A 26,983-nucleotide genomic window follows, 5' to 3' on the forward strand; every position below is an offset into this window, starting at 1 on the left:
TTACTATGCCTATGTCGCGCCATAAACCCATTTTAGCTTTTTGCCTGCTTGCCACTACGCTGTTATTTAGTGTGGCGAGTGTATTGGCCGCTGACCTAGATCCCGCTAAAAAAGTCGTCAAGCCGCCCAAGGCTACGCCGATTGTAGGATTGGAGACGGCTTCCGAGCTTAAAAATCGTTTTCGTATTGATCATATGGTCGATAACATGACCTTATTAGTGGAGCGTGAATATGGCTCTGCGCCTGTGGTCATAGTATTACCCGATGGCAGTAAATGGTACGCCAATCGTCATCCAGCAACCGTTAAGTGGGTTGATGGTATAACGGGCGATATTATTTACATTGAGTCACCACAGCCCGGACCTTGGCAGTTGGTGGGCAAGGTTGTCTCAGGTTCAACCCTTAAGAAGCTCTCTAAACTCGAAATAGAAGTCCAGCCTTTACCACAGCCAATCTTCCAAGGTGAACAAGTTAAAATTGTCGCGCAGCTAATGGGTGACGAGCAGCGTGTGCGTATGCCTGGGTTAGATTATTTAGTCGAATGGACTGCACATTTTGTGAGTAAACATAAGGCGGGCGATGAAAACTTTGCCGCGGGTGACATTATTGTTGGTTCCTATAAAGACAATGGTGAAGATTACGATGAAAAACCCGACGATGGTGTATTTACCAGCAATATCAATATAAAGCAGCCTTGGGGTGATTATGAGTTTGTCGTGCAGGCACGTAATAATGTGTTTGAACGGCAGGTTTCATTCCCGTTTAAATTGTCACCTCGGCCAATTAATCTAGAAGTTATTACCCCTAACGATCCGCTAACAGGGCAATGGAAAGTCATGTTACACGTGGATAAGACAGTGTTGCAGCTGGCTGAGACGCATTTTTCCTTTGAGTTAGTCGGTCCTGCTGGCTTGCAACTGCCTTTGGTTGTTAATGGTCTCACTGAGCCTGACTCTGAATTAGATTTACCTACAGTGACAGAGTTTGGTAGTTATCGAATTAAAGGTTTTGTGGCGACGACGACTGTCACTGGTCGTGAAATCGTGCTGGATTTACCTGAGCTTTTCTTTAACTTAATTGAACCACCAGAACCACCACCAAGTGCCGAAGAGTTAGCTGCTGTTGCTGCACAAAAAGCGGCAGAGGAAGAAGAGCTTGCGAAGAAAGACGCGATGTTCTGGATCATTACAGTCAACGCTATCTTATTAGTCTTAGGCGTGGTGGGATTAATTGTGTGGCGTAAGCGTCAAAGTTTGGCGCAGGCCTTAGCTGCCGCGGAGTTACGTTTATTAAATGAAGCATCTGCAAATTCACCCGCAGCGCCTTCATTAGATGAAATCGATCTCACTATGCCAGATGAGGCAGATAAAGACCGTTAGCCAAGCGTTGCTTAATGTGTTTGATTTATGACTTTGAACTGGAACGTTGCAGCGATATTTGGGATATAAATCAAGGTCTGCAATTGATTTGGCTTTTTTTTAATCAAATGATAAATCGAAGTAAAAAAACGGTTGACGCCTGCAGGGCTCAACCGTATTATTCTTCGCATCTTACGCAGAGCCTTGATAAGTGTGTTGAATTATCGTTCTGTTTTAACACCAGCGGCCTGTCACGCTGGAGTTAGTGGGTTAGATACCCGTTAGATAGTTAGATATGGAAAGATTTGGAGCGGTAGTTCAGTTGGTTAGACTATCGTTTTAACATCAGCGGCCTGTCACGCTGGGGTTAGTGGGTTAGATACCCGTTAAATATTTGGATATAGAAGAATTTGGAGCGGTAGTTCAGTTGGTTAGAATACCGGCCTGTCACGCCGGGGGTCGCGGGTTCGAGTCCCGTCCGCTCCGCCAAATTGCAAAAGCCCCATCGAAAGATGGGGCTTTTTGCTTTTTGCTGATCTCCTTAATTTCTGCGCTGTTCATCTTATTAACGATGAGACTCGATTCAAATGTCAGCAAGGATCACGCTGAAATCTTAATATGATTAAGTGATAGCTACTGTGGAGCCTGTGCGGTGTCGGTGAGGATGACTTCAACCCGACGGTTTTGCTGGCGGCCACTGGCGGACTCATTATTGGCAACAGGTGAGCTTTCACCTTTACCTAGGCTACTGAGCCGATTGGATTGGATCCCTTTTCCCTGTAAAAAATGGCTAACACTATCAGCTCTTTGCTGCGATAAACCCAGATTGTATTGCTCACTGCCTACGCTATCTGTATACCCTTCAATCATGGCACCACGTGCGGGATACTTGTTCAGAAAGTTGGCTAGGTTGGTTAAATGTTGACTGGTCGATGACTTAAGATCCGCTTTGGCAGTGTCAAATAAGACATCACCTAAGGTTACGACCCAACCACGTTCTGACTGACGGGCATTCAGCAATGTGAGCTGGGCTTGCAGTTCGGTCGTTTCCTGACGCGCATCTGCAGCATCAGCACGGGCTAGGCGCGCATCTTGATGGGCTTGATTGGCCTCAGTGGTGCGAGCATCTAATCTGGCGTCATCGCGTTTTTTGGCGAGGACTTTGTGTTGATCCTCGGCAAAGCGGCTCTGCGCTTGAGCTAAGGCAATATTGACTTTTTTATCGGCAACAAACACTAGGTGCTGTGATTGTTGCTCATCTTTTACCGGTTGTTCAGCAGCGCGAACGGCTTCTTCAGCTTGTTTAATGGCAGCAGGGGCTAAAATTGCCAGTTCATTATTCGCTTGCAGTTTATTAAGTTCTGTACGGATATCACCGATGCCTTCAGCTATTTTGGGCGTACTGCTACAAGCTGCTACTGTGGTTAGGATTAGGCTATATGCCAGTAGATGGCGGCTAAAACGTAAAGGCAGACCCGATGAAACGATAGGTTTTTTCATTACTGAATTCCTCCTGAACGGCGCAACATTTCTTGCTGCAGAATGCTGATATTGTTTTTCATTTCATTATTGACGCTATTGGCTTGTGCCAGCTCAGCGCGAGCTTGTGCCAGTTCGGCCTCAAGGCTCGCCTCTATGGCGTAACGATCGGCGCTGACAGTGTCCATATTGAGTAATGCGCTGCTTGCAGATTGAAGTTTAAGTCTGGCCTGTGCCAGTTCATTTGAGGCATATTGGCCGACTCTTGCTTGCTCAGCGCGGGCAATGGTGTGTTCAGCCCGTTCCATTTCTGCGGTCTTAGTCAATGGCGTTGAACTGCAGCCCACGAGCGCTGTCGCAATACAGCCTGCCAATAAGAAGTGCTTGGCTCGCTGCAGGCCGATTGAATATTGCTGTGGTTGTTGATTTTTATTGATGTTCATTTGAAATTCCTTTCTCGGAAACAGTGTCCAGAGTGTGGTCTTTAGGTTTGTTATTCCACCATGCACAGTTAAATATGCTGGTGAATAGCCTCATTTTTGAGCCAGTTGGTATGAGTGAGTAATTTGACGCCACGGAAATTCATGATCTACTCCTCTGAGTTAAAGAGGGCCGACACAGTAAGGATTGCATCGGCTTGAGCTAAACGCAGTGTGTTACTGCAAGGTTTAGTTTTTGCACTTAATCAATGAAACTTTTCCCTGTTTGTTCGTCACGTCCTAGTCTAACGAGTGATGATTTGGCTCTTTTTCAGTCCAGTTACCTTCCTTGTCGTTTGATTTAAGTTCTTCAACCTCGCTTATTTTGTGTGCTTTTACTGGTATCCACGTCTTGTTTAGCTTTATCCGCAACTGTGGTTTTGAGCATCTGACGGTTGCGGGCTACGACGGGAGGATTGGCTTTGTTGGTGTCGGAATTCTGTGCATCGTTATCGACGGATTTATGTTGTTCTGTGAATTTTTTCATATAAACCTCAAGTAACCCGGTGTAGTGCAAGAGTGCATGAACCGTACATTCAGCATGACCTGCTAAATATTGAACGTCTGTGCGTTAGCGCGCATGGGATTAGTGATGGCAATATTGGCCGCTCGGCACGTTTTTTGTTTGCTGGGTGGGTCGATACAATCAATAGTAATGCATTGATTATAAAGGTAATATTTCGGATATTAGGCAGCATCAGTTTGCGCCATGTTGGGTTGATGACTGCCTGTTTTGTTTATGCTCTGCAGTACCAGTGTGGGTTTAGTACTGAAGTGGCATATGGGATAACGATAGAATGGCTGTTGTACGAGTGGTCTAGCCATCCGTTATGTGCACAGTACGTTTATGTTTGCTGCGCTTGTTGAGGTGGCATCAGCCGTTCTGATTCCTGTCTAACGACCGTGTAACATTCACAACAGGTTTGTTCTAGTAACGCGCGATCGACCACTTCAATATTCCCACGACTGTAATTGATAATTCCCATGCGCTGCAGTTTGCCTGCCGCATCGGTGACACCTTCACGGCGTACGCCGAGCATATTAGCAATCAATTCCTGCGTCATTAACACGCGATCATCGGGCAGCCTATCTATCGAAAGCAGTAACCAACGACACAGTTGCTGTTCAATACTATGGTGGCGATTGCAAACCGCGGTCTGGGCCATTTGGGTCAGTAGCACCTGACTGTAACGCAGTAACAGGTGGAGCAGGGCGCCATGACGGTTAAATTCGTCTTTAAGCCGCTGACCAAGCAACGCCAGCACTTTGCACCACAGCGCGACTCGTGGTGCTTTCTCCTCCCATAAACAGTGCAACGCCGACCATACCATCATTGCCAACGACGGCAATTTCAGCGGATGCCCCATTTTCCATCACATATAGTAGCGAAATAATCGAGTCCAGCGGGAAATACACATAACGCTGCTTTGAGCCTGCTTCACAGACTACTTGTCCGAGTTCTAATGGAACCAGTTCCAGATGCGGGAAAATACGTTGTTTGACTTCTTCTGGCAATTCACATAACAACCGATTGGATTCTGGCGGGAAGTGAGTTTCCGGTGGCGGGCGCTCTGATACAGATTTCAGTTTTAGTGTGTCCATTATGATAGCGTGTCCTTGTTTGGTGATGTCGCTAACTCAGGTTACAGCGAGAAACACCTATGCTATGTACGGTAGCGAACATAATGGCAGGTTTTTTGAATTGTTGAGTGGAAAATATGCACTTAAGTGCGCATTGAGTGATAGCAGCTACAACAACGGGCAAGTAGAGCTTGCCGATCAAGAATATGTAATCGCCCACGATTATATGAAATGCTGCCGCGGATCTGTAAATTGCCTGCGGCCTCGGTAATACTGCTTCGCCTAACACCTAGCATGTCGGCTAAAAATTGATGGGTTAGATATAACTCATCAGTCTGAATTCGGTCGTGACTCATTAGCAACCAACGTGCTAGCCGAGACTCAATGGAGTGAAAATGGGCACAGACTGCATTTTGTGATAATTGGCATAACAAAGTGTATAGATAAGTCTCTACTATTTGCTTCAGATTGGTATTTTGAGCGAGTAAGCTTTCAAAGGATTCAATGGGGAGCCGCCAAGCTTGACCAGAACCTTGGATGATCGCCTCGGAAGGCTCTTGCCGAGTGCCCAGCAAAGTCGTCGCTCCAAGCATACCTTCGTAACCAATCAAACCCATTTCCAATGCCGGATGTTTGGGGAGTTTAGCAATCAAAGAAATAAAAGCCGTTAAGGGAAAATAGACATATTGATATGACTCGCCAGGCTTGCACAGTAAGTCGGCAAAGTTAAGTTGGACTAACTCAGCTTGCGATAATAAATCCGCTTGTTCCACCACTGGCAGATGACGGATTAATCGGTTCTGAATTTGTGGGGCTAATGTGTCTTGGTGTTGAGTGGGCATAGCGGTTCAACCTGTGGTGGCATTGACTTGGCACCAGAAAATCTGCTGCAAAAAGAAGGGCCGCAGCCCCTGAACGGGGGCTACGGAATGATGGAGATTAAACGACTAGTTGTTTAGTTGCTGTGAAGGTGCAGCTGATTTCAGTTGCATATCGTTTTTGACTGAAATGACGCCGGGGACTTTGCTTGTTAGTTTTACCGCAGTATTGATATCTTCACGCGATTTCACAAACCCGCTGAGCTGGACCACGCCTTTAAAGGTTTCAACATTAATCTCGGCCACACTTAAGTTTTTATCACCTAAAATGGCAGCTTTCACTTTGGTGGTGACCACACTGTCGTCTAAATACTCGCCAGTACCTTCTTTGTTGTATGCAGAACTGCAACTGGCCACGGCGACTAAACCTAGAGCCAGCAGGAAGATACTTAACATTTTAATTGTTCTCATCAGGTTATCCTTTTTGATAAAGAGTAAAAATGGGGCGCATTAGCTAACGCGTCCCGTTAACAGCAATATAATCAGCACCAGTAGCACTATGCCTATAAGGCCACCTGGACGATAACCCCAGTTTCGGCTATGGGGCCAAGTGGGGAGCATGCCGAGAAATAACAAAATTAAAATAATCAATAAAATAGTCGCAATTGACATGGCTAATCTTCCTGATACCGGGGCAATTTTGCACTGGGTAACATGAGTCTGTGCCGTAGCAAATGGGATGTCGGTACGCTGGCGCACTTACAGGGATCTGACGAGTCGATGTGTTTATATTCGCATTACCTGATAAGCGGTATGCCGAACAGAGCGAGTGATTGTAGAGATGCATACTCTACTTATGTCCAATGACGGACATGTTCAATTCGAAACCAACGTTTGGTATTTCACTTATTCCGTTGTCCAGTTTCATGGGCTGCGCTAATAAAGAGGTCAACAAAATGAATTATCATGATCGCGATGTTTACGGCATTTACAACAATCCACAGTTCGCTTCTCCATCATTGGCACAAGGACCCGGCCCATATCTGATGGGCGCTGAAACACTGATCGGCAATAATGTTGTTAATAATTCTGGTGAAACCTTAGGGGATATCAAAGAAATTATGCTTGAAGTGGAAACGGGCCACGTCGGGTATGCGGTACTGTCGTTCAGTACTTATTTTGGTTTTGGAGAAAAGCTGTTTGCAGTACCTTGGAAGATGCTGACACTTAATCATGAGCAAAAATGTTTTGTCATGGACATATCATTAGAGCGACTCAAAACGGCGCCGGGGTTTGATAAAGGCCATTGGCCCAATATGAAAGATGTTGAATGGGAAAACGAACTGCACGATTACTACGGTAGCCGTAGGGATTAATGGTGTTAAGCAGGGGATTTATCCCCTGCGTTATTATTTGGATTCAGTAAATATGTATAAGTGTGGTTGTGTCTATCAAGTGAGTACCACACGCATTTTAGTTATTAGGGATTTGCTCATCGCCATGGTTGACACCTAATAACGATAAAAGTTTGAGCTAGCGTATTATCGAAAGTCACTAGCGTGTATCGCTGATCAATGTCTTCGCTTCATCAAATGATTAAAGCCTTGTCGAAAGATAAGGCTTTTTTGTTTTTCTATTTTAAGTTTAAATCCCTATTTAAGGTAAATCTGATGTTTTCGGATTTGTACTACAGCTTATTTTACTTGATGTCGCTAGATTGCTCCGTTTTCTTGATTTTTCTCCATAGGTGATGAGGGAAGAGTCATATTTAACAGTGGATATATCGAATAGATAATTTCAGCTTACTGTTCATGCTGTTGTCATCTGCGTCATTAAAGCTAAGCTCATTAGTATTTAGCTCAGTTATCTAAAGGATTTATATGGTTGAACACATTACTGGCATGCTAGCGCTAATTGGAGTGCTATCGTTATTTTGTCAATGGCTTGGCTGGAAACTGCGGTTACCAGCGATTTTACCCTTGTTGCTATGTGGGCTCACTTTAGGCCCTGGGCTTGGTCTCCTCAATCCTGATGCGATTTTTGGTGATTTGCTTTTTCCGATTATTTCCCTCGGGGTCGCCGTGATTTTATTTGAAGGTGCTTTGACTCTTAACTTCAAAGAAATCAAAGATCATGGTCGTATGGTGACGCATCTTGTGACTATCGGTACCGTGATCACTTGGGCCTGTATCAGTACGGCCACCTTTTATTTACTGGATTTTAGTTGGGAAATTGCATTGCTCTTTGGGGCGCTAGTGGTGGTGACTGGGCCTACGGTTATCGTGCCAATGCTCAGAAGTGTGCGTCCTAAATCCCAGCTGGCGAGTATTTTGCGTTGGGAAGGCATAGTGATTGATCCAATAGGCGCGCTGCTCGCAGTGTTAGTCTTTGAATACATAACCGTTGCCAGCGATCAAACGACGCATGTGCTCTATGCCTTAGGCTCTATGTTGTCCCTCGGATTAGGACTTGGCGCAGTAGCGGGTTATCTAACGGGACAAATCTTAAGACACAACCTATTGCCACACTATCTGCGTAATACCGCTGTTTTGACCTTAATGCTGGGTATCTTTGTCGGCTCGAACCTATTACAAGAAGAATCGGGTTTATTGACTGTGACGGTTATGGGCATTTGGCTTGCGAATATGCGTGGTGTGGATATTGCTGAAATCCTTGAATTTAAAGAAACATTAACCGTACTGTTAATTTCTGCACTGTTTATTTTACTGGCGGCGCGATTAGATTCTAATGCCATGCTCGGCTTAGGCTGGGGTGGACTGGGTGTTTTAGCTGTGACCATGTTATTGGCACGACCGCTGAGTATTTGGGCTTCTGGTATAGGCACATCTCTGTCGAAAGCGGATAAGTGGTTTTTATGCTGGATTGCCCCTCGAGGTATTGTGGCCGCGGCGGTATCTTCTTTATTTGCAATCAAGTTAGAAGCCAACAATGTGCAGGGCGCAGATGCAATTGTGCCCTTAGTGTTCTTAATTATTATCGGCACTGTGGTGGTCCAAAGTTTAACGGCGGGACGTTGGGCACGATTTCTTGGGGTTAAAGCCGATTCTGCCCAAGGTTTATTGATCTTTGGTGCCTCTAAATTTTCCAGAGAGTTAGCTAAAATTTTAAAAGCCAAAGATGTCAAAGTGCTACTGGCTGATAATAACTGGGATAACATTCGCCTTGCGCGTATGGATAATATTCCAGTGTATTTTGGTAATCCTGTTTCGGAACATGCTGAAACTTATATGGATTTAACTGGAATTGGCCGCGTGTTGATTATTTCACCTTACCGACAGTTAAACCCGTTAGTGAGCTTTCATTTCCAAGACTTTTTTGGTGCTAAAAAAGTTTTTGGTCTTAATAATACCGAAGTTGGCAGTGCGCGCCACCAGCTCTCTGAAAGTTATAAGCAACGTTTATGTTTGTTTGGTGATGCAGTGTCTTATGCCAAGATAGCCAGCCTAATGGCGAAAGGCGCTCAACTTAAAGTAACGAATTTAACCGAAAACTTCAGCTTTGAACATTTTCGTAAACGTTACGGTGAGACGGCAATACCACTGGTTTACCTGACGAAAGAAGGTAAGGTCGTCGTTGTTTCGGGTAATGATACCGTATTTCCTAATGGCATTGAGCTTATCAGTCTATTGCCAATTGAAGCCTTAGAAGAAGCCAAAGTGCAGCAAGCGATTGCAGAGCGGGAAGCCCAAGAAAAAGCAGCAGAATCTGCTTTAGCAAAGGTAAAAGCGGAAGAGCATGAAAGCGAAGGTGATGACGCTGTTGGATAAGTTAAAGTTACCAAAAGATTTATTATCGAAATATTTTTTGACTAGCTGAAGAATATTTCTCAAATAGCACATTCAAGGCATCATAGCTGCGTAAGTTTTATGGCAAATCTTACTGCAGCTATAGATTACAGCCCAAAAAAGAGTATTAAAATGACTTTGCTAGAAAGCCATGTTTATGCAGAAAGGTCGCTGTTATACAAGCAGTCATTACACTACTGAATAAGCATTTTGCACTAAGGAACGTATGGTCGACTCTATGCATTCAACCGCGATATTGAATTGAGTGTCGTTTTCGGCGCCACCAAGGCTCAAGCGGATAAAATTGTCATGGCAATTAAAGTCATCACCATTACGGACTAATATGCCTTTTGCGGCCAGTGCGGTAACGAGATGATGGGCTTTGATATCTTCTGGCAGTTGTATCCAACCGTTTAACCCTCGCCAAGTTTGGGTTAATCCCAGCCGTTCGCCCATGGCGATACAGTGACGTTGGCGTTGACGTACGAGCGTATCTCGTTCTGCAGTGATATGACCTTTCTTTATCAACTGACAGGCTATTTCAATATTCAGCGGCGACACCATCCAGCATTGGCTATGAATAGCGAGTCGCACTTGGGCGATAAGGGGGTCAGGAACCAGAATAAAACCTTGCCTTAAGCCGCCAGAAAACAATTTTGACAGGCTGGAAATATAAATCACCCTTGGGATCGCCAGCTGTTTTGCTAATTGCCACAGGGGCGAATGCCATTCTTCAGGTAAACAATAATTCACGTCATCTTCAATGATATAGAATTGATATTGCTCTGATAATTCAAGGATTTTCTGCCGCTGTGATTCACTGTACTGAATGCAAGTGGGGTTTTGATTATTCAGTGTGAGATAGACTAATTTAGGGTTGTGGATCTGTAATAGGGCTTCAAAGCGCGGCAGATCTAATCCTTCGTGGATAAGGGGCACTCCAACGCTAGTGACACCAAGCTGTTTAGCACAAATTCTCACGCCTGGATAACTGTATTGCTCGTGTAACAGTACATCGCCAGTTGATAAAAATGCGCTCAAACAGGCAAAAATGGCTTGCTGGCCGCCATGGGTAAAGACCAGTTGCTCGGGCGTTTGCGGTATGCCGCGTTGGTTTAACCATTGGTGGAACACTTGTTGGTGTTGATCTAATGGACTGGCGCGATAACCGAGTAACTGACTCAACTTAGTGGGGTCTTTCGCTAATTGGCTGAGGCAATCGCTTAGGGTGCTGATTTGATCTGTGAGTGGCTGCTGACAGGTCGCCATATTCAATTGTACGTTACCCATTTCAGGTACAGGGGAGGCGTTGACATAGGTGCCATCTCCCACTCGTGCTTCGACGTAACCCCTTTGTTCCGCCAATGCATAGGCGCGGGTCACAGTGCCAATAGTGATGCCTAATGCATCGGCTAAACGGCGCTGCGGTGGCAGTTTACTACCTTGGGTTAACACCTTCTGCAAAATGCCTTGTTCTATGGCACTGACTAAGCGCTGATATTTCGGGCCTGAAAAAGTCGTTAGGTCTGGTGTCCAGATTGTACCCATGACAATAAATCCATTGATCTCTAATATTCTCCGTATATTATTTATTGCATCTTTTTATGTCAACAAATGTATGCATACAATTTAAGGCGAATATGAATACTGCACTGCTTTATGATCCACAATTATGGACTTTAATGGCCTCGACCGCGCTGTTTTGCGCGACGATGACAATGACTCCTGGACCGAACAATATTCTCTTAGCTAGCTCTGGAGCGCATTTTGGTGTGCTGCGTACCGTGCCACATATTGCAGGGATCCGCTTGGGTTCGACCTCTTTACATCTTGCGGTATTATTCGGCCTCGGTACCTTGTTTGAAGCATTACCGGTATTGCACCAAGTATTGAAATATTTCGCTTTAGCATATTTGCTGTATCTCGCGTACAAATTAGTGACGTCGCCAGTGCAGAGCACGCATTTGGATGATGGACGAAAACCTATGACGCTCATTGAAGCTGCATTATTTCAATGGATTAACCCTAAATCTTGGATGTCGACGATTACCCTGTGTAGCGCTTTTACATTAAGTGGCGATGGCTTTTGGTTGAGTGCGTTTCTTGGCGTATTAATGTTCAACATAGTGGGATTTCCTGCATCATTTACTTGGGTATTTGTCGGTGCCGCGATCAGTAGGAAACTCAATACCGATAGACGTAAGCGCCATTTTAATTGGTTTATGGGCAGCTTGCTCTTAGTGTCATTACCTATGATATTACGCTAGCTTGGCTTGAATTAAGTGCTAACCCTATAAATATTCTGAGGAAGACACTCGCGTAATGATTGGCTTTATGCCATAACCAACATACTATTGATGGCTTTTTAGGTAATGGCCTTTTAGCTGAACATTTTCAGTCTCAGTTATACTTGTTGCTTATCTTGATAGTGTGTATATGGAGGTTGCCGAGTGAAGTTCCCTAGTTTGATTTCGTTTATGCCGGGATTGGCGCAATTATTACAATATGAAAAGCAATGGCTTAGGGATGATGTGCGCGCAGGCTTATCCGTTGCCGCTGTGGCATTACCCGTAGCGATTGCTTATGCCCAACTCACAGGAGTGAATGCTGCCGTGGGTTTGTATTCCTGCGTATTGCCAATGTTGGTATACGCACTATTTGGCACCTCAAAACAATTAATCGTGGGTCCAGATGCGGCGACTTGTGCTGTTATCGCCGCGGTTGTCACGCCCCTAGCTGCAGGGGATAGCATGAAGCACTGGCAGTTAGTGATGACCATGACGGCCATGACAGGCTTTTGGTGCTTGATTGCGAGTCGTTTTAGGCTGGGGGTGCTCGCCGATTTTCTATCAAAGCCGATTTTGATGGGGTTGCTTAATGGCGTTGCAATTACCATTATCGTGGGACAGTTTTCAAAAATCTTCGGTTTTACCTTCGATGAGCGTTATCTAATCGAACGCCTCAGCGGTGCGCCTTCCTACTTATCCAAAACCCATTGGCCGACATTGACTATGGGGATTGTGACGCTAGCGACTTATGCCTTAGTGAAACGGTTTCGTCCCCAATGGCCAGCTTCTATGTGCGCCATGGCGATGGCGGCTTTCCTTGTTTGGGTGTTTAACCTGACGAGCTTTGATATTAGCGTCGTCGGAGAAGTGACCTCAGGATTACCTTCATTTCAAGCGCCTGTATTTGATTTAGGTATCGCCCGTGAGCTTGTGGTACCAGCGCTTAACTTAGCCATGGTGAGCTTTGTGAGCATGATGTTGACGGCTCGAAGTTTTGCGGCAAAAAACGGTTACGATATAGATGCCGATAAAGAGTTCAGGGCGTTAGGTATAGCCAATATAGCGTCAGCTATATCTCAAGGTTTTGCGGTGAGCGGCGCGGATTCCCGTACTGCGGTTAATGATGCCAATGGTGGTAAGAGCCAGTTAGTGTCTATCATTGCAGCGGTATTGATTGGTGTTGTGGCGCTATTTTTCACTGCGCCTTTGAAGTTCATCCCCAGTGCCGCCTTAGGTGTGGTGCTGGTGATTGCCTCAATCTCGCTTATCGATTTAAAGTCACTGTGGAATCTACGAGTGCGGGATAGGTCTGCTTTTTTACTTGCCTGTATCACCTTGTTCTCCGTGTTGTTTATTGGGGTTATCCCTGGGATAACCTTGGCTGTATTACTGGGTTTATTCCAGTTCCTTGCTACTGTGATGCGGCCTACGGATCAAGTGCTTGGTTTAGATCATAAGGGCGTTATCCGCAGTGTCGATGAATCGGGTAAAGCTAAATCGGTTCCAGGAGTATTTATATATCGCTTTAATTCACCGTTAACTTACTTTAATGCGACGTATTTTAAGCGCCGTTTACTGGAAAAGTTTATTCGGGAATCTGAGCCGGTCGATTGCATCATTATTGATGCAGTGCCTTGTTTTACCCATTTGGATTTAAGTGTGATGGCCATGTTGGCTGATTTACATCAACTGCTTAAAAAACGTGGCGTTCGTTTAGTGCTTGCGGGACGTAAACGGCAGATGCTGAGTTGGTTTGAGCAAGCGGGCATGCAGACAGGGGAAGGTGGTATTTTGATCCGGCCAGATTTGTATCTCGCCCTTAAAATGAATCAAAGCTATAAACAAGCCTTGGCTGAAGGGCAAGCGCCTGTGATCCAAAAAGTTCCTGATGACTCGGTATTGTTGCACAGTCATTTGTAGTTAACTGTAATGCCTTGTTTGATTAAACTGGGTCATAAAATAGCGCAGCTTAAGGTTGCGCTATTTTTTGTCTTAATTTGATAAGTAAATCAATGGTATGACTAGCTTTTTGAAGGTATTCAGTTTTACCGTTTAGTCTTTGAGAATTCTATCTAGGGGAATAAAACCGTGAAAACCATAATAACCCATAGGGCCGAGTATCAGACTCAGTAGGCACCATAAGCACTTTTTGTTGGTGCTGAGATCCACTTTACTTTTGAAGGCCCGAAGGGCAAATAGACAATGCAATAGCACCAGGCCCCCAAGCATAATAACGATATTAATATCCATATTTTCCAACTGTCTTATCCTTGTGTTCTATCATTCACGTCCTTGAGTCTTTAGGCGTGGTTACTTTTCTTGAGAATATTGTCTAGCTACGATTAGCTACGATTAGCTAAATTAGGTACCTAGTGGCAAATACCTTACTCGAATATTTTACCGATGGCTATAACATAAAATAAAAATAATCTTTAAATCTTATTGGCTTACACGTCTCCTAACAAGCAAATTGGAGAATGGCTAGCGTCCCAGATCACATATTTTTCCATCGCACGAATAAATATTTCACTCGAAATAAGTCGATTTAGCCAAGCGGCGACTCGCGGAAAATCATCACTCAGTGCACGTTTAAGATCCACTGCGGCAAACTGGCGTACAAAAGGTACGATTGCGTAGTCGGCAAGGCGAGGTGTATCGGCGACTAAAAAGGGGTGTTGCCCTAAGCATGTTTCAAGTTGCAGGAGGAAATGACTCGCCTGCTGATAATAATAAGCTTGCGTTTGCTCAGGGTAACGGTCGGCATATTTATAGCGGTCAAGCCATGGTTTAAATTGTTGATCATTTTGCGTGATAAGCTGTGCCATTTTATCTTCAATAGCAGGATTTTGCTGACACAATAGATCTAAGGGGTCTGCTTGCGTGAGTGCCCAGCGCATGATCTCAAGACTTTCGGCAATCACCTCGCCGTTTGCTAGCACTAATACCGGCACAGTACCCTTAGGTGAGGCAGCTAGCATTTGTGGTGGTTTGGCTTTAAGGGTGATTTCACGGACTTCAACATTGCATTGGGCTAACAAGAGTCCCAAACGTGCTCGCATTGCATAGGGGCAACGGCGAAAAGTGTATAAGACGGCTAGAGTCATTCGGATTTCCTCTACTGTGCGGCGCCATGCGTGGAAGTTGATGCGACTAAAGCTGACGTCAGCATGTTTATGTATGCTTATTGACGACGCGAGTATGCCAATGCGAATGTTGCGTGCCAATCATGCAATATTCAAAGGGCGCAGATGGTAACGCTTTCATACTGGGATTTCTGCTTAATTTGCCATCATAGAATGATTTTTCTCACCACTGTGCGTAAAGAATTAAAGACCCTGTATTTTATCTGTGTTTATCTTGCTGTGACTCAGGTAGAATTCCGCGCTATTTTTGGGATCTGCAGCAAGGCTGCAGATGATTGATTTGTTTATGCACTGGAAATTAAGTTCCAGCCAGCAAAGAGGGTGTTATGGCTAAAGTTGTCGTATGTGCGTTATATAAATTCGTGTCGTTACCGCATTTTGAATCTATCCGAGCGCCATTACTCGCTATGATGGAACAGGCCGAGATCAAAGGCACTCTGCTCCTCGCAAGTGAAGGGATCAATGGCACAGTTGCTGGCACTCAAGAAGCAATTGAAGCGTTATTAGTGTGGCTTAATAGCCAAAATGGCCTAGACAATATCGTTCACAAGCTGTCATTTGACGATGAAATGCCGTTCTACCGCACTAAAGTCAAGCTGAAAAACGAAATCGTGACTATGGGCGTCGAAGGTATTGACCCACTTAAAGTGGTTGGCACCTATGTGAAGCCTCAAGATTGGAATGCGCTGATTTCTGATCCGGACGTGATTTTAGTCGACACCCGTAACGACTATGAAGTGCAAATCGGCACCTTTAAGAATGCCATTAATCCTGTGACTGAAACCTTCAGAGAATTCCCTGAATATGTGAAGCAGAATCTTGATCCTGCTAAACATAAGAAGGTCGCCATGTTCTGTACTGGCGGTATTCGCTGTGAGAAATCAACTGCTTATTTAAAAGAGCAAGGCTTTGACGAGGTCTATCATCTCGAAGGTGGTATTCTTAAATATCTCGAAGAAGTGAAAGCGGAAGAAAGCCTGTGGGAAGGCGAGTGTTTCGTATTCGATAACCGCGTTGCGGTAAATCATGACTTGAAGAAAGGCCAATACGATCAATGTAATGCTTGCCGTATGCCAATCACCGAAGCTGAAAAACAGAGTCCTGCCTATGTGCAAGGCGTCAGTTGCCCACATTGTATCGATAAAATTTCTGACGAGCAGCGTAAACGTTTCGTTGAGCGTGAACGTCAAGTGAATCTGGCAAAAGCCCGTAACGAAGCGCATATCGGTAGCGATGTAAATCAAGTGATTGAAGCGCGCCGTGAGAAAAAAGAAGCGCAGCGTCGACTCGCCGCCGAGAAAAATAACGTGAAAAAATCGCAAGCGCTTTAACTTTATATGCCATTAGATGGGTCGTGAGTGAGTTAGTCATGAGTTCGTACTGAACTCGTTTCTCACTCAGGCCGCTTTCACATGGCTCTCACAGTGAATATGACTTGCACTCTGGCTCGACTCGTTCGGGCCATTTTTTTATATAGATTTTAGTTTTAGCGTGAATGTGCTTTTAGGCCATTATTTAACTCATTATTTAACTTATTATTTATCATAGCGCTATGCCGAAAACCTTAAATTTATGATAACTTTCAGTCGCTAGTATTAAAAACGTTAGTATTAACAACGCTAGCATTTCAAAAAAGTCGAGTGCTATATACGAAGGGAGCGATTCAGTGCAAGGTAGGCAAAGCGCATGAGCATTTGGAAAGAGCTATACGATATTTTCGATAAGGAACGCAGTCGCTGGCAGCAATCGAGCGCCAGTAAGCAGGCGATTGCCTTTGAGTTAAAAGCCAATTTGGGTTTTCTGGCCGATGCGTTAAGCAGCGGTTTGTCGCAAAGTGCGATCGCCAGCGGTTTAGAATGCAGTATTTTTGAGGCAAAACTGAAAGAGGGCGCAGCACTCACTGCGTTAAATCGCCGTAAAGTGACACTGAAATTTATTGGTGAATTTGCCGAGTTTAATAAATATGTCGGTAAAGAGAACGACGCTTTAGTCGAGAATGCTTACGCTAGAATCAAATCGCTGCAGAAGTTAGTCGCGGCTGAGCCCAATAAAAATCATGATCTTAAGATTAAATCCCTGTTTCGCTTTTTAGTCTTTTTAGTGGCGCACCTTGAGGAGCTGCCATTGAGTCGCACATCAGCGAAAAAAGCCTAAGGCTGATGAGTGGCATTGGCTAGCTTGTTATTTGAGAGACAAAAAAGGCGCCTGTGGCGCCTTTTCTATGTTTGCGAACGTCATTGCTCAGTGTTTATAGCGCAGTCTTTAAAAGGCGTGTTCAAGAGCCATCTTTAGACTCACTTTTAAAAGCCGCCATTGAGCTTAGCCTCTAGGTGGTTCAGTTTTGCTTTGATCTGCTTTTTTGGGTTCTGAGTCCGCAGAACTTGGCTTGCTTGAAGCCGCATCGGCATCATTCTCTGCTGCCGAAGGCTTGGCAGTATCTGACTTTATCTGCTTATCTTTACCATGTTGACCGAACTGCGGCAGTTTGAACTTAGCACTGTACTTCAACGCAGCAAGATTGCTGGCGATGACACCGACGATCAAAATAATAATGATCCAGACTTCTAAGGTCGACATACTCAGCTCCTGTTTCGAATTGACTCGCGCACACCTAACGGGCGATTAATCAACCGCTAAACGTTGCTCACATTTACGAATGTCTTCTGGCGTATCAACTTCAATAGAATCAAAGGCGCTAATGGCGATTTTGATTTTATGGCCGTACTCTAATGCACGTAATTGCTCGAGTTTTTCCAGATCTTCTAGACGACCTAATGGTAGGGCGGCGAAGGCCTGTACGAATTTGCGTGTATAAGCATACACACCTAAGTGCTTATAAACGGGGTAATCTTGAGTATCGCGGCCAAAAGGAATACGCGAACGAGAGAAATACAAGGCGTAGTTGTTGTTATCGAACACCATCTTCACATGCATAGGATCGTCAAGCTCGGCTTTATTGACGATTTCAAAGCCTAAGGTGGCCATTTCAAACTCACCAGGGTGACGCTCGAAGAGGCTGATGACTTGCTCGATAGAGGTTGGGTCAATTAGAGGTTGATCGCCCTGTAGGTTGATCACTAAGTCGTCATCTTTCAGTCCCAGTTGGTTTATTGCATCATTGATACGATCTGTACCCGAGGCAGCATCTGGGCTGGTCATGACTACTTTGCCGCCAAAACTTTCAACGGCCGCTTTAATGCGATCATCATCGGTAGCGACGTAAATATTGGTGAGGCCTTTGGCTAACGACGCGCGTTCATACACGTGTTGGATCATTGGCTTGCCGTTAATCGGGGCTAAGGGTTTGCCCGGGAAGCGGCTTGAACCGTAACGAGCCGGGATTAACAGAGTCACATTCATCAAATTATCCTACTTTTATCAAAGATATACAGTGTAGATATACAATGCATATAGACAAAAGGGCTCACAATTGAGCCCTTTTAACATGTGTTAGAGCTTAGATGCGACGGAACAGTGCAGTCAACATTTCATCTGTGACTTTCTCTTCCCAACCCGCGCCGTAAACGTTAGCCCATAATGGACCCATGCTCTTAGTCACGGCAACCATTTTCGCTATGGTTTCGTCTGGCAGATCTTTACAGATGTTCTTCGGCAGCGTGATGTTATGTTTCTTCATCATCAGACGGAACTCTTCAACGCCTTCTGGATAGAATTCTTCTAACACATCAAAGGCGATACAGTTGCCGATACCGTGGTGGTAACCTAGGATGTAAGACAGACCGTAAGATACCGCATGACAGGCACCCACTTGGCTATAAGCTATGCTCATGCCGCCCATGAAAGACGCCATCATTAGCTTGTCGTCTTTTTCTACGTGGTCGTCTAAGTACACTTGGCGACATAAATCCATGGCTTTTTCAGCGTAGGATTTAGAGAACTCGTTTAAGAAGGTACCTTGTAAAGATTCAACACAGTGGATATAGCAATCCATACCTGTATAGAACCATTGGTCCGTTTCTACGCCTTCGATTAACTCAGAATCCATGATGATTTGATCGAATACTGTGTAATCTGAGTTCAGGCCTAGCTTACGTACTGGACCACATAATACGGCGGTGCGTGACGCTTCTGCACCAGTACCAGAAATCGTTGGGATACCAATGTGGTGTACCGCTGGGTTCTTGATTAAGTCCCAACCTTGATACATAGCAGAGCCACCTGGGTTTGTCAGCATCAGCGATACTGCTTTAGCTACGTCCATGGTTGAACCGCCACCTAAACCGACGACGCTCACTGGCAGTTTGCTATTGAAAGCTTGAACTTGTTCAGTCAGGGCATCGATTTGAATTGTGCTTGGCTCTTCATCAACGTTAACCCAAATTATCATGTCTTGTGCTTTAGCTGGAATGCGGCCCTCAAGGGCTTTGCCTTGATGCACGTCATCGACTAAAAACACCACGAAGTCGTCGGCGGTTTTACGTTCAGCAGCTAACACTTCATCCAACTGGACGAATGAGCCACGGCCGAAGATCATTTTTTCAACTACTTTAAAATTCTTAAAACTCATTGCAACAAACTCCCGTAGAATTATTGGGCAAATGCTTTCTTGATGTTTTCGATACGCTCGGCGATCTGAGCATCGGTCCAAGACAACTTGATGAGCATAGAAATCGTGCGGCTCATAATGGCATCGGATTTAGGCACAGAAACTTGAGTATAGTCAGGTCTGTCGGCGATTAATGTGATTGGCAACGCAGCAGATGCCTTAAGCTCCTGAATGTGTTTCCAGTTTTTCAAATAATGCCAGTTGTTTACATACCAGTAGAAGCAGCCATCAACGCCGTTTTCAGCCAGTTTTTTGCTGATTTCTTGCGTGCGCGCTTCGGTTGGCAACATAAAGGTTAAGAAGCCAGCCGAGTCGCCTTCTGGATCGGGGATCTGGCGGAAGGTGACTTCTGGAATCGCGGCCATTGCATCTTTAATGGTCTTTTTGTTTTTACGTTGAATATCGATAATGGTATCGAGTTTACGTAACTGCGCTAACCCTAAGGCTGCATTCATTTCCGAAATACGGAAGTTCAAGCCAATAATAGGGTGTGACTCTGCGCCGCGGTCTTTACCAATATGGTCATGGCCGTGATCTGAGAACATGTGCGCATTGTTGTAGATTTCTGTGTTGTTAGTGATCACAGCGCCACCTTCACCACAGGTGATGGTTTTGACTGAATCGAATGAGTAACAACCCACATCACCGATAGTACCTAACGCTTGGCCCTTGTAGCTGCCACCAATGGCTTGGCAAGCATCTTCTAAAATCAGTAAGTTATGTTTTTTACAGACAGCTTTGATCTCGTCCATCTTCGCCATAGAACCGCACATGTGCACTAAGTTAATCGCTTTAGTGCGTGGGGTAATCGCGGCTTCGATACCTTCTGGAGATAAACACAATGTCTCATCGATTTCGGCAAAAATCGGAATAGCGCCTGCCATAAAAATCGCTTCAACTGAGGCTACAAAGGTAAAAGGTGGCACGATAACTTCATCGCCAGCACCAATGCCTGCAGCCATCATGGCCGTTTGCAGCGCAGCAGTACCGCTTGATAAAAGGTGAGCATGCTTCACGTTCATCTTCTCGCACAGTAGTTGCTCCATATCGCGCGTCTTCCAGCGATCATTACGCATATGGTCGAAGTTGTAACGGAAGGTAAAACCGTTTTCCATAACGTCAGCGACTTCCTGCTTCTCTTCAGGACCAAATAATTCAAAACCGGGCATGGAAGGTATCTCCTTAGAATTTGTGGCGCATAGGTCGCCTGCAATTAACTGGCGGATTATAACTGGCGTAATAGACCCTTGCGATGTTTTATTGCTGAAAATTGTCATGGAAAAAGAAAAACCTGCACAGCGGCAGGTTTTATCTGAGCATTGATGATACTCAGCGGGGTGTTGAAAGCCGACATTCAGGCTGTTAGCGTGGATTAGCTAAACCGTATTCGCGATCGACCGTAACATCTAAATCTGTCAGTAAACCGTTATCAATGCCGTAAATCCAGCCGTGTACCGCCACTTCTTGACCGCGATCCCAAGCTTCTTGCACTATGGTTGAACTGGTCACATTAGCAACCTGCTCAATCACGTTTAGTTCGCACAGGCGATCAAAACGTTTGGTTTCGTCCATCTGTTGTAATTCTTCCTGATAAATACGATAGATATCACGTAAATGCCCGAGCCAGTTATCGATGAGTCCTAAGCGTTGCTGACCCATGGCCGCGCGCACACCACCACAGCCGTAGTGACCCACCACCATAATATGCTTCACCTTGAGCACATCGACGGCGTATTGCAGTACAGATAAGCAGTTAAGATCGGTATGGATCACCATGTTGGCGATATTACGGTGAACAAAGACTTCACCGGGCATAAGATCAATGATTTGGTTTGAGGGTACGCGACTATCTGAGCAGCCAATCCACAGGTATTCAGGATGTTGCTGTTTCGCTAATTGTTCAAAAAAATCAGGATTTTCTTGGCGTATACGTCCGGCCCAGCGGCGGTTATTGTCGAATAAAGGTTTGAGTAGTTTCATTTTAACCTATTGTTTTATTGACATATAAAATGTCTTCTCATGCTCTAATTCATGCAAGCAGCACATTTTTAGCAAGAGTATACCAGCAAATTTGGCTCTGCTGGTCTATCCAATTAAGGTTTGAATCAGGATATTGAAAAATCGAGATTATTTTTTCTTAATAGTACTGCAAATGGATAAGCCCTCTCTGAGGGTTCAAGCACCATTTGATAGTGTGCTTGTTGTTTATATCGCGCTAATGCTGAGTGGAAACCTTGTCCGCCAAAGATTAAGGCGGACAAGGATGATGCAGTATGGGTTAGAACTTACTGATCACTTTCACACTATCGTTGACTTCGCTGACGTCAACAAATCCGATCATATTGGGATTGGCGGCAATCAATGCGAGCATTTCAGCGCTGGAGTCGACGACTTTGGGCGGTTGACCTTGGCCTGAAAAGACCAGTTTTGACCAATAGGCTTTTAACTGACTCTCGGTTTTATTAAGGATCTGTTTAACAAAGGCATCACGTGCGGGCGTGCCTTCAGGTTGATCGAGTGCGACGACAGTGCCACCACTGGGGAAAGACTTGAGTTTGCCTAAATAGATCCGTGAAATATCCGCAGCGCTAATTTCTGACGTATTAGAAGGGTGCACCACGACGGCAATTTCGGCTTGAACACAGGCACTGCCAAGTAGAAGCGCACTGGCGACTAAGGTTTTTATCATCAACCGAGAACTTATTAATAGTTTCATGCTTAACTCCTTAAAAAACTAAGTCTATTGCCATACTCAGCAACTGTTCATCGGAGGACGGTTTGTCGTTACTGTAGTTGGTGTACTCTAGTTTCAGTGCGGCAGAAGGATGGAAATCCCAGCGGGTGCCTATGATGTAGTAGGCGCTGTCTTCCTGCTGTGCTTCAAGCGCCGCTCGTGTTCCAAAAACAAGCGGTGCGAGTGCAGCTTGGTTTGCCGGTGGCAGACCATTGTAAACAGGTAACATAGCGTCATAGGCATCGTATTGGGGCTCACCTTTATCAATACCATAGGTTAAGTGGAAGGTGAAATCGTGATAGCGGATCCCGCCGGAAACAAAGGCTGAATCTTGAATATTAAAGCTACTGGGATCGACATCAATTCGTGTGTATTCGGCCAAAATAAACCATTTTTCAGCATCATATTTAACGTTAGCGCCAATGAGTAGCGCGCTGTCATTAATCGGTAAAAGATCATCAACCACTTGCTGAGTAAAGAGTCCGGTTTGAGAAATTGCATTGCCTAAGCCAAGCAATGCGGGTAATTCGTAGGAGAAATCGGTGACTATGCCAATATTTAAACCGTACTCAAACCCTGAGGTTACAAAGTTAAAGTTCATTATGTGGCCCTCGGCGGAGAAGGGCGCAGGAGGCGTTGATGAACCGGTAGGCGAGTAGTCAGAAACTGAAGTGGTAATGTATTTATAGGTCAAACCTACTTCGGTATCGCCCCATAAATCGGCATAAACTAAGCCTACACCTTCACCTGAATTAAATGGCAGTGAATAAACTCCGCGGGGCGGAGTGATCCAATGATAGGCATAGCCTACATCAATATAATCGGAGTATTTATAGAGATTAAAACGTTGGCGACCTGCCATAAGCATAAGTTTGTCGCTGATGTCATAGGAGATATAAGCCCATTCGAATTCAGCGCTATAATCGTTACTGCCTCTGGATAGCACTTGTGCAGTAGCTCTTAAGCCACTACCAAGATCGGCGGTAAATTGTAAGGCAACTTTGGAATCATTATTAAAATCGAGTTCTTTATCGTAACCATAATAGCTTTTATCGTCACTTAGACTTGAGCCCGCGACAATAGAGGCAAATCCATTTATTTGAACATCGGCATAAAGAGACGGTATATAAAGTGTGCTGAATACGCAGAGGGCAACTGTACTTTTTCTCATGGCAGAATACCTTGTTGAGGGAATACAGTATAAAGGTAGTTGATAATTAGTAGATTTCACCTTTGTGCAACATTTTTTAAGCCGCTTGGAACAAAAACAAGGTCTTTACTTGTTAATAGAGGTTTCACAGGTGAGTTTAATGAAACGAGGCGTGCTCAATAACAGACTTTAATAAAGTAAAGCCTAATGTATTTATCCATAAAATAGGAATTAAGTATGGGTGAGCAATATTGATATAAGCACATCTTAGTAACATGTGCTAAGTAGAAATACTCATCTTCAAGATGCGAGTTTTCGCACCTTGAAGCGTAGATTTAGCGATTGATTAATAATGTTTAGCCAGAAAATCGGCTAAATGTTGGTTAATAAATTCAGCGTGTTCGAGAGTTGATATGTGTCCTGCCGCAGGAATATGCACAAGTTGGCTGCCGTCAATGGCATCACTCATCAGGTAACTTTCCAATACGCTGCGGGCCTTATCTTCCACGCCAGCCATGATGAGGCAGGGTAGCGTCAATTGCTCGGCGTATTCCATGGTATCGCGACGACCAAAAATCATTCGTCCAAGTTTAACTATCGTGGGGATTTGCTCCGCTGTGATACTGGCAAGTGACTGTTCAAAGTCCGTAACCAGTTCGGGCGTGTTATTCTCGGCATCATTGGCGAAGAATAAAGGTGAAATTGCACTGATCAGCGGCGCAGGGATCGCCTTAGCGGCGGTAATTATATCCAGCATGCCATCATATTTCGCACGGGTGACTTCGGGTTCGAAGCCGATAAAACTGTTGAGCATAACGAGGGTTTTAACTCTTGTTGGTGCTTTCAGTACCAATTCTGCGCCCCACATAGCACCGACAGATTGTCCGACAACACTAAAGTGAGTTATCTCAAGAGCATCCATTAGCTCAAGCATTTGATCGGCAATATCGAGTAGCGTTTTGCAGTTATTGGGCAGTAAATCTGACTGACCATGGCCCCAAAGTTCAGGCACTATGCAGCGATACTGGGCGCTTAAGGTGGCAATTTGAGGCGCCCACATAGCGCTATCCCATAAATAACTGTGCCCAAACAACAATACAGGGCCTGAGCCGACATCAAGGTAACTTAATTTTCGATCGGCAATAACAAGCTGCTGACGGTGTGAAGAAAAATCCATAAAACCTACTTTATCAAATATATCATTGTGTTAAACCGCATTTTGGCGCCCATTTGACGATATAGCGCTATGCTTAACCAGTGTTGACTGATCTTTGCGAGTATTTCGTGATTAGGGCTGAGCGATACGCAGCACGTATTCATCTATTAGATTGTCTAATCGGGCGAGTACTGCATCTTTTAGCAACATATCACTGTTTTCTAACAGGATTGCCAGTTCGGCACGATCGAATTGTGGCAACAATAACTGTGCTACAGGGAAATAGCTGATGTGCCAAGGCTCAGGACTTACCGCACTTTGTCCCAGCTGAAACGGGAAGTAAAAGCCAAAATCATGGGCATTTTCTACCAGCCAAGCATGTAATTTAGCGCAGGGACCGCCCTGAACATATTCAGCTTCAACAAGGCGCAGGGCTTTAACATCAATTTGAGCCGCATCGAACACATCGAGATCGGTACCCCAATGGTGGCGTGAAGCGCCAGGCAACGCCGACCAGAGCAAAATCAAGTCAACTATGGCATCGTCACTTAAGCCCTGAATATTGACTGGTAACTCATTGGCATCCAATACCGCGCGTTTACCGCTAGCCTTGGCATTCCAAATTGCCAGTTGCCGTTCAAAGGGACGATGAGCCGAGCAAATCGCGAGTTTTATGCCCGCATCTTCAGCTTTTTCCGCCATAGACTTAAAGGCGATAGCTGTGTTCTCCTCTAACCCAAAGCTATGATAACCAAGGTGATACGGGCTTAAATAATCCACCAATTCAGGGGAGCTTAAGCCGTAAAGCTTTGCGGTTTCGGGACGGATCTTCAGATGTGCTAACACAGTAATTGTTCCAAAATGACTTCATAACACAGGGCTAACTGCTCAAGGTCGTCCACTTTAACGCATTCATTCACTTTATGAATGGTGGCGTTGATAGGGCCAAGCTCTAACACTTTGGCGCCCGTTGGCGCGATAAAGCGACCGTCTGATGTTCCGCCTGTGGTTTGTGGATCTGTCTCATAGCCTGTGACTTGGCGGATCGCGATACGGGTTGCATCTAATAACGGGCCATCACCGGTTAAAAATGGTAGGCCATTGAAAATCCAGCTGATATCGTAATCTAGCTCATAGGCTTTCAATAGAGTTTCAACTCGCTCAATCAAGATTTCGGCGGTCACTTCGGTGGAGTAACGGAAGTTAAACATCACTTCCAGTGCACCAGGGATCACATTCGATGCGCCCGTGCCGCCATTAATATTGGCGATTTGGAAGCTGGTGGGGGGGAAAAACTCATTGCCATTATCCCAGTGCATCTGACTTAGCTCGGCTAAGAAAGGTGCGGCTTTGTGGATTGGATTATCGGCAAGGTGTGGATAGGCCACGTGGCCTTGAATGCCTTTCACGGTTAAGTTGCCAGTTAAGCTGCCGCGGCGACCATTTTTGACCACATCGCCCAGCTTTAGGGTTGATGAGGGTTCGCCGACTAATGCCCAGGTGATCTTCTCGTTGCGCGCTTCTAAGGTATCAATGACTCGCGTCGTGCCGTTGATGAATGGACCTTCTTCATCGCTGGTGATCAAAAAGGCGATAGAGCCACGATGATTGGGGTGTTTAGCCACAAAGCGTTCGGTGGCAATCACCATAGCAGCGAGTGAGCCTTTCATGTCCGCTGCGCCGCGGCCATATAAGTAGCCATCAATGATGGTGGGCACAAAAGGTGGCGTGTGCCAACGGCTCACATCACCCGTTGGCACAACGTCTGTGTGACCCGCAAAACAAAAAACGGGACCTTCACTGCCACGGCGAGCCCACATATTGGTGGTGTCTTCAAATACCATAGGTTCGATATTAAAGCCGATGGCGCTGAGTCTTTCAGCCATTAAGGTTTGGCAGCCTTCATCAAGCGGTGTCACCGAAGGGCGGGCGATCAGCGCTTTTGTCAGTTCTGTAACGGGATAATTGTCGGCAAGCATCATACTGAGAATACTCTTTTATAGGCGGCTTCATCAAAACCAATCAGCACTTGTTCACCGACGACTAAGACGGGGCGTTTGATCAGTGTCGGTTGCGTCAGCATAAGTTGAATGGCTTTGGTTTGATCGATATTGGTTTTATCTGCGTCACTGAGCGCACGAAAGCTCGTGCTGCGCTTATTGAATACGGTTTCCCAGCCTGAGGTGTTACACCAGAATTCGAGGTCTTCTTGACGTAGGCCGTCATCTCTAAAATCATGGAAATGAACTGGAAGTTGATGATTTTCAATCCATTTACGTGCTTTACGCACTGTATCGCAATTCTTAATACCGTAGAGGGTCAAAATGATGCTCCAGTGTGGATGGACGCTTGGCTTGCAAGCATTGATTTTGCTGGCATTGTGGCATTGTGCGTCGCATGTCACAAGTGGGATGTGTGGCTGAT

At 45.2% G+C, this 26,983-nt stretch carries 28 protein-coding genes, 1 tRNA gene and 1 pseudogene; 9 read left to right on the plus strand and 21 right to left on the minus strand.

The window, feature by feature from the left end; all coding sequences use genetic code 11:
* The first annotated feature begins 5 nt into the window (after positions 1-5).
* The gene (locus L5M28_RS12775) at positions 6-1,379 is read left to right on the plus strand and encodes a TIGR03503 family protein (protein ID WP_263203497.1); all 1,374 of its coding nucleotides are present in this window, start codon (positions 6-8) and stop codon (positions 1,377-1,379) included.
* 391 nt (positions 1,380-1,770) lie between these two features.
* A tRNA-Asp gene (locus L5M28_RS12780) sits at positions 1,771-1,847 on the plus strand.
* 144 nt (positions 1,848-1,991) lie between these two features.
* On the opposite strand, the gene L5M28_RS12785 is transcribed toward L5M28_RS12780, so the two are convergent.
* The 7 genes and pseudogenes from L5M28_RS12785 to L5M28_RS12815 form a co-directional block, all read right to left on the minus strand.
* Positions 1,992-2,858, minus strand: a complete 867-nt coding sequence (locus tag L5M28_RS12785; RefSeq protein ID WP_263195768.1) for an OmpA family protein — start codon at positions 2,856-2,858, stop codon at positions 1,992-1,994.
* Positions 2,858-3,280 (minus strand): DUF4398 domain-containing protein, encoded by a 423-nt coding sequence (locus L5M28_RS12790; protein WP_028760080.1) that lies wholly within the window; start codon positions 3,278-3,280, stop codon positions 2,858-2,860. Before L5M28_RS12790 ends, L5M28_RS12785 begins: the two co-directional genes overlap by 1 nt.
* A gap of 346 nt (positions 3,281-3,626) precedes the next feature.
* Entirely contained in the window at positions 3,627-3,803 is a 177-nt protein-coding gene (locus tag L5M28_RS12795; protein ID WP_263203498.1) for a hypothetical protein, read from the minus strand.
* Between the two features lie 358 nt (positions 3,804-4,161).
* Positions 4,162-4,918 (minus strand): annotated as a pseudogene (locus tag L5M28_RS12800) (Crp/Fnr family transcriptional regulator).
* A 122-nt stretch (positions 4,919-5,040) separates the two neighbouring features.
* On the minus strand, positions 5,041-5,739 hold the full coding sequence (locus L5M28_RS12805) for a Crp/Fnr family transcriptional regulator (protein WP_263195769.1): 699 nt from the start codon (positions 5,737-5,739) through the stop codon (positions 5,041-5,043).
* Between the two features lie 105 nt (positions 5,740-5,844).
* Positions 5,845-6,186, minus strand: coding sequence for a BON domain-containing protein (locus L5M28_RS12810; RefSeq protein ID WP_263195770.1), 342 nt, complete (start codon positions 6,184-6,186; stop codon positions 5,845-5,847).
* 39 nt (positions 6,187-6,225) lie between these two features.
* Positions 6,226-6,387 (minus strand): DUF3309 family protein, encoded by a 162-nt coding sequence (locus L5M28_RS12815; RefSeq protein ID WP_081729035.1) that lies wholly within the window; start codon positions 6,385-6,387, stop codon positions 6,226-6,228.
* A 284-nt stretch (positions 6,388-6,671) separates the two neighbouring features.
* On the opposite strand from L5M28_RS12815, the gene L5M28_RS12820 reads away from it, so the two are divergent.
* Both L5M28_RS12820 and L5M28_RS12825 read left to right on the plus strand, forming a co-directional pair.
* The gene (locus L5M28_RS12820; RefSeq protein WP_028760076.1) at positions 6,672-7,091 is read left to right on the plus strand and encodes a PRC-barrel domain-containing protein; all 420 of its coding nucleotides are present in this window, start codon (positions 6,672-6,674) and stop codon (positions 7,089-7,091) included.
* Positions 7,092-7,595: 504 nt separating this feature from the next.
* Positions 7,596-9,503 (plus strand): cation:proton antiporter, encoded by a 1,908-nt coding sequence (locus L5M28_RS12825; protein ID WP_263203500.1) that lies wholly within the window; start codon positions 7,596-7,598, stop codon positions 9,501-9,503.
* A gap of 207 nt (positions 9,504-9,710) precedes the next feature.
* On the opposite strand, the gene L5M28_RS12830 is transcribed toward L5M28_RS12825, so the two are convergent.
* Positions 9,711-11,069: a PLP-dependent aminotransferase family protein gene (locus tag L5M28_RS12830; RefSeq protein WP_263195772.1), complete on the minus strand. Its 1,359-nt coding sequence runs from the start codon at positions 11,067-11,069 to the stop codon at positions 9,711-9,713.
* Positions 11,070-11,161: 92 nt separating this feature from the next.
* Between L5M28_RS12830 and L5M28_RS12835 the strand changes: the two genes are divergently transcribed.
* Positions 11,162-11,788 (plus strand): LysE family translocator, encoded by a 627-nt coding sequence (locus tag L5M28_RS12835; protein WP_219233654.1) that lies wholly within the window; start codon positions 11,162-11,164, stop codon positions 11,786-11,788.
* A 183-nt stretch (positions 11,789-11,971) separates the two neighbouring features.
* Positions 11,972-13,729, plus strand: a complete 1,758-nt coding sequence (locus L5M28_RS12840) for a SulP family inorganic anion transporter (RefSeq protein WP_105252613.1) — start codon at positions 11,972-11,974, stop codon at positions 13,727-13,729.
* 132 nt (positions 13,730-13,861) lie between these two features.
* On the opposite strand, the gene L5M28_RS12845 is transcribed toward L5M28_RS12840, so the two are convergent.
* Together L5M28_RS12845 and L5M28_RS12850 are read right to left on the minus strand one after the other, a co-directional pair.
* Positions 13,862-14,059 carry a hypothetical protein gene (locus L5M28_RS12845; RefSeq protein ID WP_028760072.1) on the minus strand — a complete coding sequence of 66 codons (198 nt, stop codon included), beginning with the start codon at positions 14,057-14,059 and terminating at the stop codon, positions 13,862-13,864.
* Between the two features lie 197 nt (positions 14,060-14,256).
* Positions 14,257-14,913 (minus strand): glutathione S-transferase, encoded by a 657-nt coding sequence (locus tag L5M28_RS12850; protein WP_263178398.1) that lies wholly within the window; start codon positions 14,911-14,913, stop codon positions 14,257-14,259.
* A 144-nt stretch (positions 14,914-15,057) separates the two neighbouring features.
* Between L5M28_RS12850 and L5M28_RS12855 the strand changes: the two genes are divergently transcribed.
* The 3 genes from L5M28_RS12855 to L5M28_RS12865 all read left to right on the plus strand — a co-directional run bounded on the left by L5M28_RS12855 (position 15,058) and on the right by L5M28_RS12865 (position 17,106).
* Complete coding sequence (locus L5M28_RS12855) at positions 15,058-15,231, plus strand: hypothetical protein (RefSeq protein WP_198573292.1); 174 nt, start codon at positions 15,058-15,060, stop codon at positions 15,229-15,231.
* A 47-nt stretch (positions 15,232-15,278) separates the two neighbouring features.
* Positions 15,279-16,283 (plus strand): rhodanese-related sulfurtransferase, encoded by a 1,005-nt coding sequence (locus L5M28_RS12860; RefSeq protein WP_263185438.1) that lies wholly within the window; start codon positions 15,279-15,281, stop codon positions 16,281-16,283.
* Positions 16,284-16,638: 355 nt separating this feature from the next.
* Complete coding sequence (locus tag L5M28_RS12865; protein ID WP_263203503.1) at positions 16,639-17,106, plus strand: hypothetical protein; 468 nt, start codon at positions 16,639-16,641, stop codon at positions 17,104-17,106.
* A 165-nt stretch (positions 17,107-17,271) separates the two neighbouring features.
* Here L5M28_RS12865 and L5M28_RS12870 read toward each other — a convergent pair whose 3' ends face one another.
* The 11 genes from L5M28_RS12870 to L5M28_RS12920 form a co-directional block, all read right to left on the minus strand.
* Positions 17,272-17,529 carry a DUF2897 family protein gene (locus L5M28_RS12870; RefSeq protein ID WP_198573290.1) on the minus strand — a complete coding sequence of 86 codons (258 nt, stop codon included), beginning with the start codon at positions 17,527-17,529 and terminating at the stop codon, positions 17,272-17,274.
* A gap of 45 nt (positions 17,530-17,574) precedes the next feature.
* On the minus strand, positions 17,575-18,312 hold the full coding sequence (gene kdsB, locus L5M28_RS12875; RefSeq protein ID WP_028760067.1) for an 8-amino-3,8-dideoxy-manno-octulosonate cytidylyltransferase KdsB: 738 nt from the start codon (positions 18,310-18,312) through the stop codon (positions 17,575-17,577).
* Positions 18,313-18,409: 97 nt separating this feature from the next.
* On the minus strand, positions 18,410-19,480 hold the full coding sequence (kdnB, locus tag L5M28_RS12880; protein WP_028760066.1) for a 3-deoxy-alpha-D-manno-octulosonate 8-oxidase KdnB: 1,071 nt from the start codon (positions 19,478-19,480) through the stop codon (positions 18,410-18,412).
* Positions 19,481-19,500: 20 nt separating this feature from the next.
* Positions 19,501-20,688 (minus strand): 8-amino-3,8-dideoxy-alpha-D-manno-octulosonate transaminase KdnA, encoded by a 1,188-nt coding sequence (gene kdnA, locus L5M28_RS12885; RefSeq protein ID WP_028760065.1) that lies wholly within the window; start codon positions 20,686-20,688, stop codon positions 19,501-19,503.
* Between the two features lie 193 nt (positions 20,689-20,881).
* The gene (gene can, locus L5M28_RS12890; RefSeq protein WP_263203505.1) at positions 20,882-21,499 is read right to left on the minus strand and encodes a carbonate dehydratase; all 618 of its coding nucleotides are present in this window, start codon (positions 21,497-21,499) and stop codon (positions 20,882-20,884) included.
* A 298-nt stretch (positions 21,500-21,797) separates the two neighbouring features.
* Positions 21,798-22,235, minus strand: a complete 438-nt coding sequence (locus tag L5M28_RS12895; RefSeq protein ID WP_028760063.1) for a phosphate ABC transporter substrate-binding protein — start codon at positions 22,233-22,235, stop codon at positions 21,798-21,800.
* Between the two features lie 10 nt (positions 22,236-22,245).
* A complete protein-coding gene (locus tag L5M28_RS12900; protein ID WP_263203506.1) occupies positions 22,246-23,424 on the minus strand; it encodes a porin in 1,179 nt (392 codons plus the stop codon).
* 325 nt (positions 23,425-23,749) lie between these two features.
* Entirely contained in the window at positions 23,750-24,580 is an 831-nt protein-coding gene (locus L5M28_RS12905; RefSeq protein WP_263167276.1) for an alpha/beta fold hydrolase, read from the minus strand.
* 111 nt (positions 24,581-24,691) lie between these two features.
* Positions 24,692-25,405: a M15 family metallopeptidase gene (locus tag L5M28_RS12910; protein ID WP_263167278.1), complete on the minus strand. Its 714-nt coding sequence runs from the start codon at positions 25,403-25,405 to the stop codon at positions 24,692-24,694.
* Positions 25,399-26,538 carry a succinyl-diaminopimelate desuccinylase gene (gene dapE, locus L5M28_RS12915; protein ID WP_263167408.1) on the minus strand — a complete coding sequence of 380 codons (1,140 nt, stop codon included), beginning with the start codon at positions 26,536-26,538 and terminating at the stop codon, positions 25,399-25,401. Before dapE ends, L5M28_RS12910 begins: the two co-directional genes overlap by 7 nt.
* Positions 26,538-26,882 carry an ArsC family reductase gene (locus L5M28_RS12920; protein ID WP_263203508.1) on the minus strand — a complete coding sequence of 115 codons (345 nt, stop codon included), beginning with the start codon at positions 26,880-26,882 and terminating at the stop codon, positions 26,538-26,540. The genes dapE and L5M28_RS12920 overlap by 1 nt, the downstream gene beginning before the upstream one ends.
* Positions 26,883-26,983 lie beyond the last annotated feature (101 nt).

The organism is Shewanella sp. SW32 (assembly GCF_025653365.1).
GTDB lineage: Bacteria > Pseudomonadota > Gammaproteobacteria > Enterobacterales > Shewanellaceae > Shewanella > Shewanella oncorhynchi.

What these genes read in the sequence shown, in the direction of transcription:
- L5M28_RS12775 (WP_263203497.1), top strand. Translation starts at nt 6, where the DNA reads ATGCCTATGTCGCGCCATAAACCCATTTTAGCTTTTTGCCTGCTTGCC.
- L5M28_RS12785 (WP_263195768.1), bottom strand. Translation starts at nt 2,858, where the DNA reads ATGAAAAAACCTATCGTTTCATCGGGTCTGCCTTTACGTTTTAGCCGC.
- L5M28_RS12790 (WP_028760080.1), bottom strand. Translation starts at nt 3,280, where the DNA reads ATGAACATCAATAAAAATCAACAACCACAGCAATATTCAATCGGCCTG.
- L5M28_RS12795 (WP_263203498.1), bottom strand. Translation starts at nt 3,803, where the DNA reads ATGAAAAAATTCACAGAACAACATAAATCCGTCGATAACGATGCACAG.
- L5M28_RS12805 (WP_263195769.1), bottom strand. Translation starts at nt 5,739, where the DNA reads ATGCCCACTCAACACCAAGACACATTAGCCCCACAAATTCAGAACCGA.
- L5M28_RS12810 (WP_263195770.1), bottom strand. Translation starts at nt 6,186, where the DNA reads ATGAGAACAATTAAAATGTTAAGTATCTTCCTGCTGGCTCTAGGTTTA.
- L5M28_RS12815 (WP_081729035.1), bottom strand. Translation starts at nt 6,387, where the DNA reads ATGTCAATTGCGACTATTTTATTGATTATTTTAATTTTGTTATTTCTC.
- L5M28_RS12820 (WP_028760076.1), top strand. Translation starts at nt 6,672, where the DNA reads ATGAATTATCATGATCGCGATGTTTACGGCATTTACAACAATCCACAG.
- L5M28_RS12825 (WP_263203500.1), top strand. Translation starts at nt 7,596, where the DNA reads ATGGTTGAACACATTACTGGCATGCTAGCGCTAATTGGAGTGCTATCG.
- L5M28_RS12830 (WP_263195772.1), bottom strand. Translation starts at nt 11,069, where the DNA reads ATGGGTACAATCTGGACACCAGACCTAACGACTTTTTCAGGCCCGAAA.
- L5M28_RS12835 (WP_219233654.1), top strand. Translation starts at nt 11,162, where the DNA reads ATGAATACTGCACTGCTTTATGATCCACAATTATGGACTTTAATGGCC.
- L5M28_RS12845 (WP_028760072.1), bottom strand. Translation starts at nt 14,059, where the DNA reads ATGGATATTAATATCGTTATTATGCTTGGGGGCCTGGTGCTATTGCAT.
- L5M28_RS12850 (WP_263178398.1), bottom strand. Translation starts at nt 14,913, where the DNA reads ATGACTCTAGCCGTCTTATACACTTTTCGCCGTTGCCCCTATGCAATG.
- L5M28_RS12855 (WP_198573292.1), top strand. Translation starts at nt 15,058, where the DNA reads ATGGTAACGCTTTCATACTGGGATTTCTGCTTAATTTGCCATCATAGA.
- L5M28_RS12860 (WP_263185438.1), top strand. Translation starts at nt 15,279, where the DNA reads ATGGCTAAAGTTGTCGTATGTGCGTTATATAAATTCGTGTCGTTACCG.
- L5M28_RS12865 (WP_263203503.1), top strand. Translation starts at nt 16,639, where the DNA reads ATGAGCATTTGGAAAGAGCTATACGATATTTTCGATAAGGAACGCAGT.
- L5M28_RS12870 (WP_198573290.1), bottom strand. Translation starts at nt 17,529, where the DNA reads ATGTCGACCTTAGAAGTCTGGATCATTATTATTTTGATCGTCGGTGTC.
- kdsB (WP_028760067.1), bottom strand. Translation starts at nt 18,312, where the DNA reads ATGAATGTGACTCTGTTAATCCCGGCTCGTTACGGTTCAAGCCGCTTC.
- kdnB (WP_028760066.1), bottom strand. Translation starts at nt 19,480, where the DNA reads ATGAGTTTTAAGAATTTTAAAGTAGTTGAAAAAATGATCTTCGGCCGT.
- kdnA (WP_028760065.1), bottom strand. Translation starts at nt 20,688, where the DNA reads ATGCCCGGTTTTGAATTATTTGGTCCTGAAGAGAAGCAGGAAGTCGCT.
- can (WP_263203505.1), bottom strand. Translation starts at nt 21,499, where the DNA reads ATGAAACTACTCAAACCTTTATTCGACAATAACCGCCGCTGGGCCGGA.
- L5M28_RS12895 (WP_028760063.1), bottom strand. Translation starts at nt 22,235, where the DNA reads ATGAAACTATTAATAAGTTCTCGGTTGATGATAAAAACCTTAGTCGCC.
- L5M28_RS12900 (WP_263203506.1), bottom strand. Translation starts at nt 23,424, where the DNA reads ATGAGAAAAAGTACAGTTGCCCTCTGCGTATTCAGCACACTTTATATA.
- L5M28_RS12905 (WP_263167276.1), bottom strand. Translation starts at nt 24,580, where the DNA reads ATGGATTTTTCTTCACACCGTCAGCAGCTTGTTATTGCCGATCGAAAA.
- dapE (WP_263167408.1), bottom strand. Translation starts at nt 26,538, where the DNA reads ATGCTTGCCGACAATTATCCCGTTACAGAACTGACAAAAGCGCTGATC.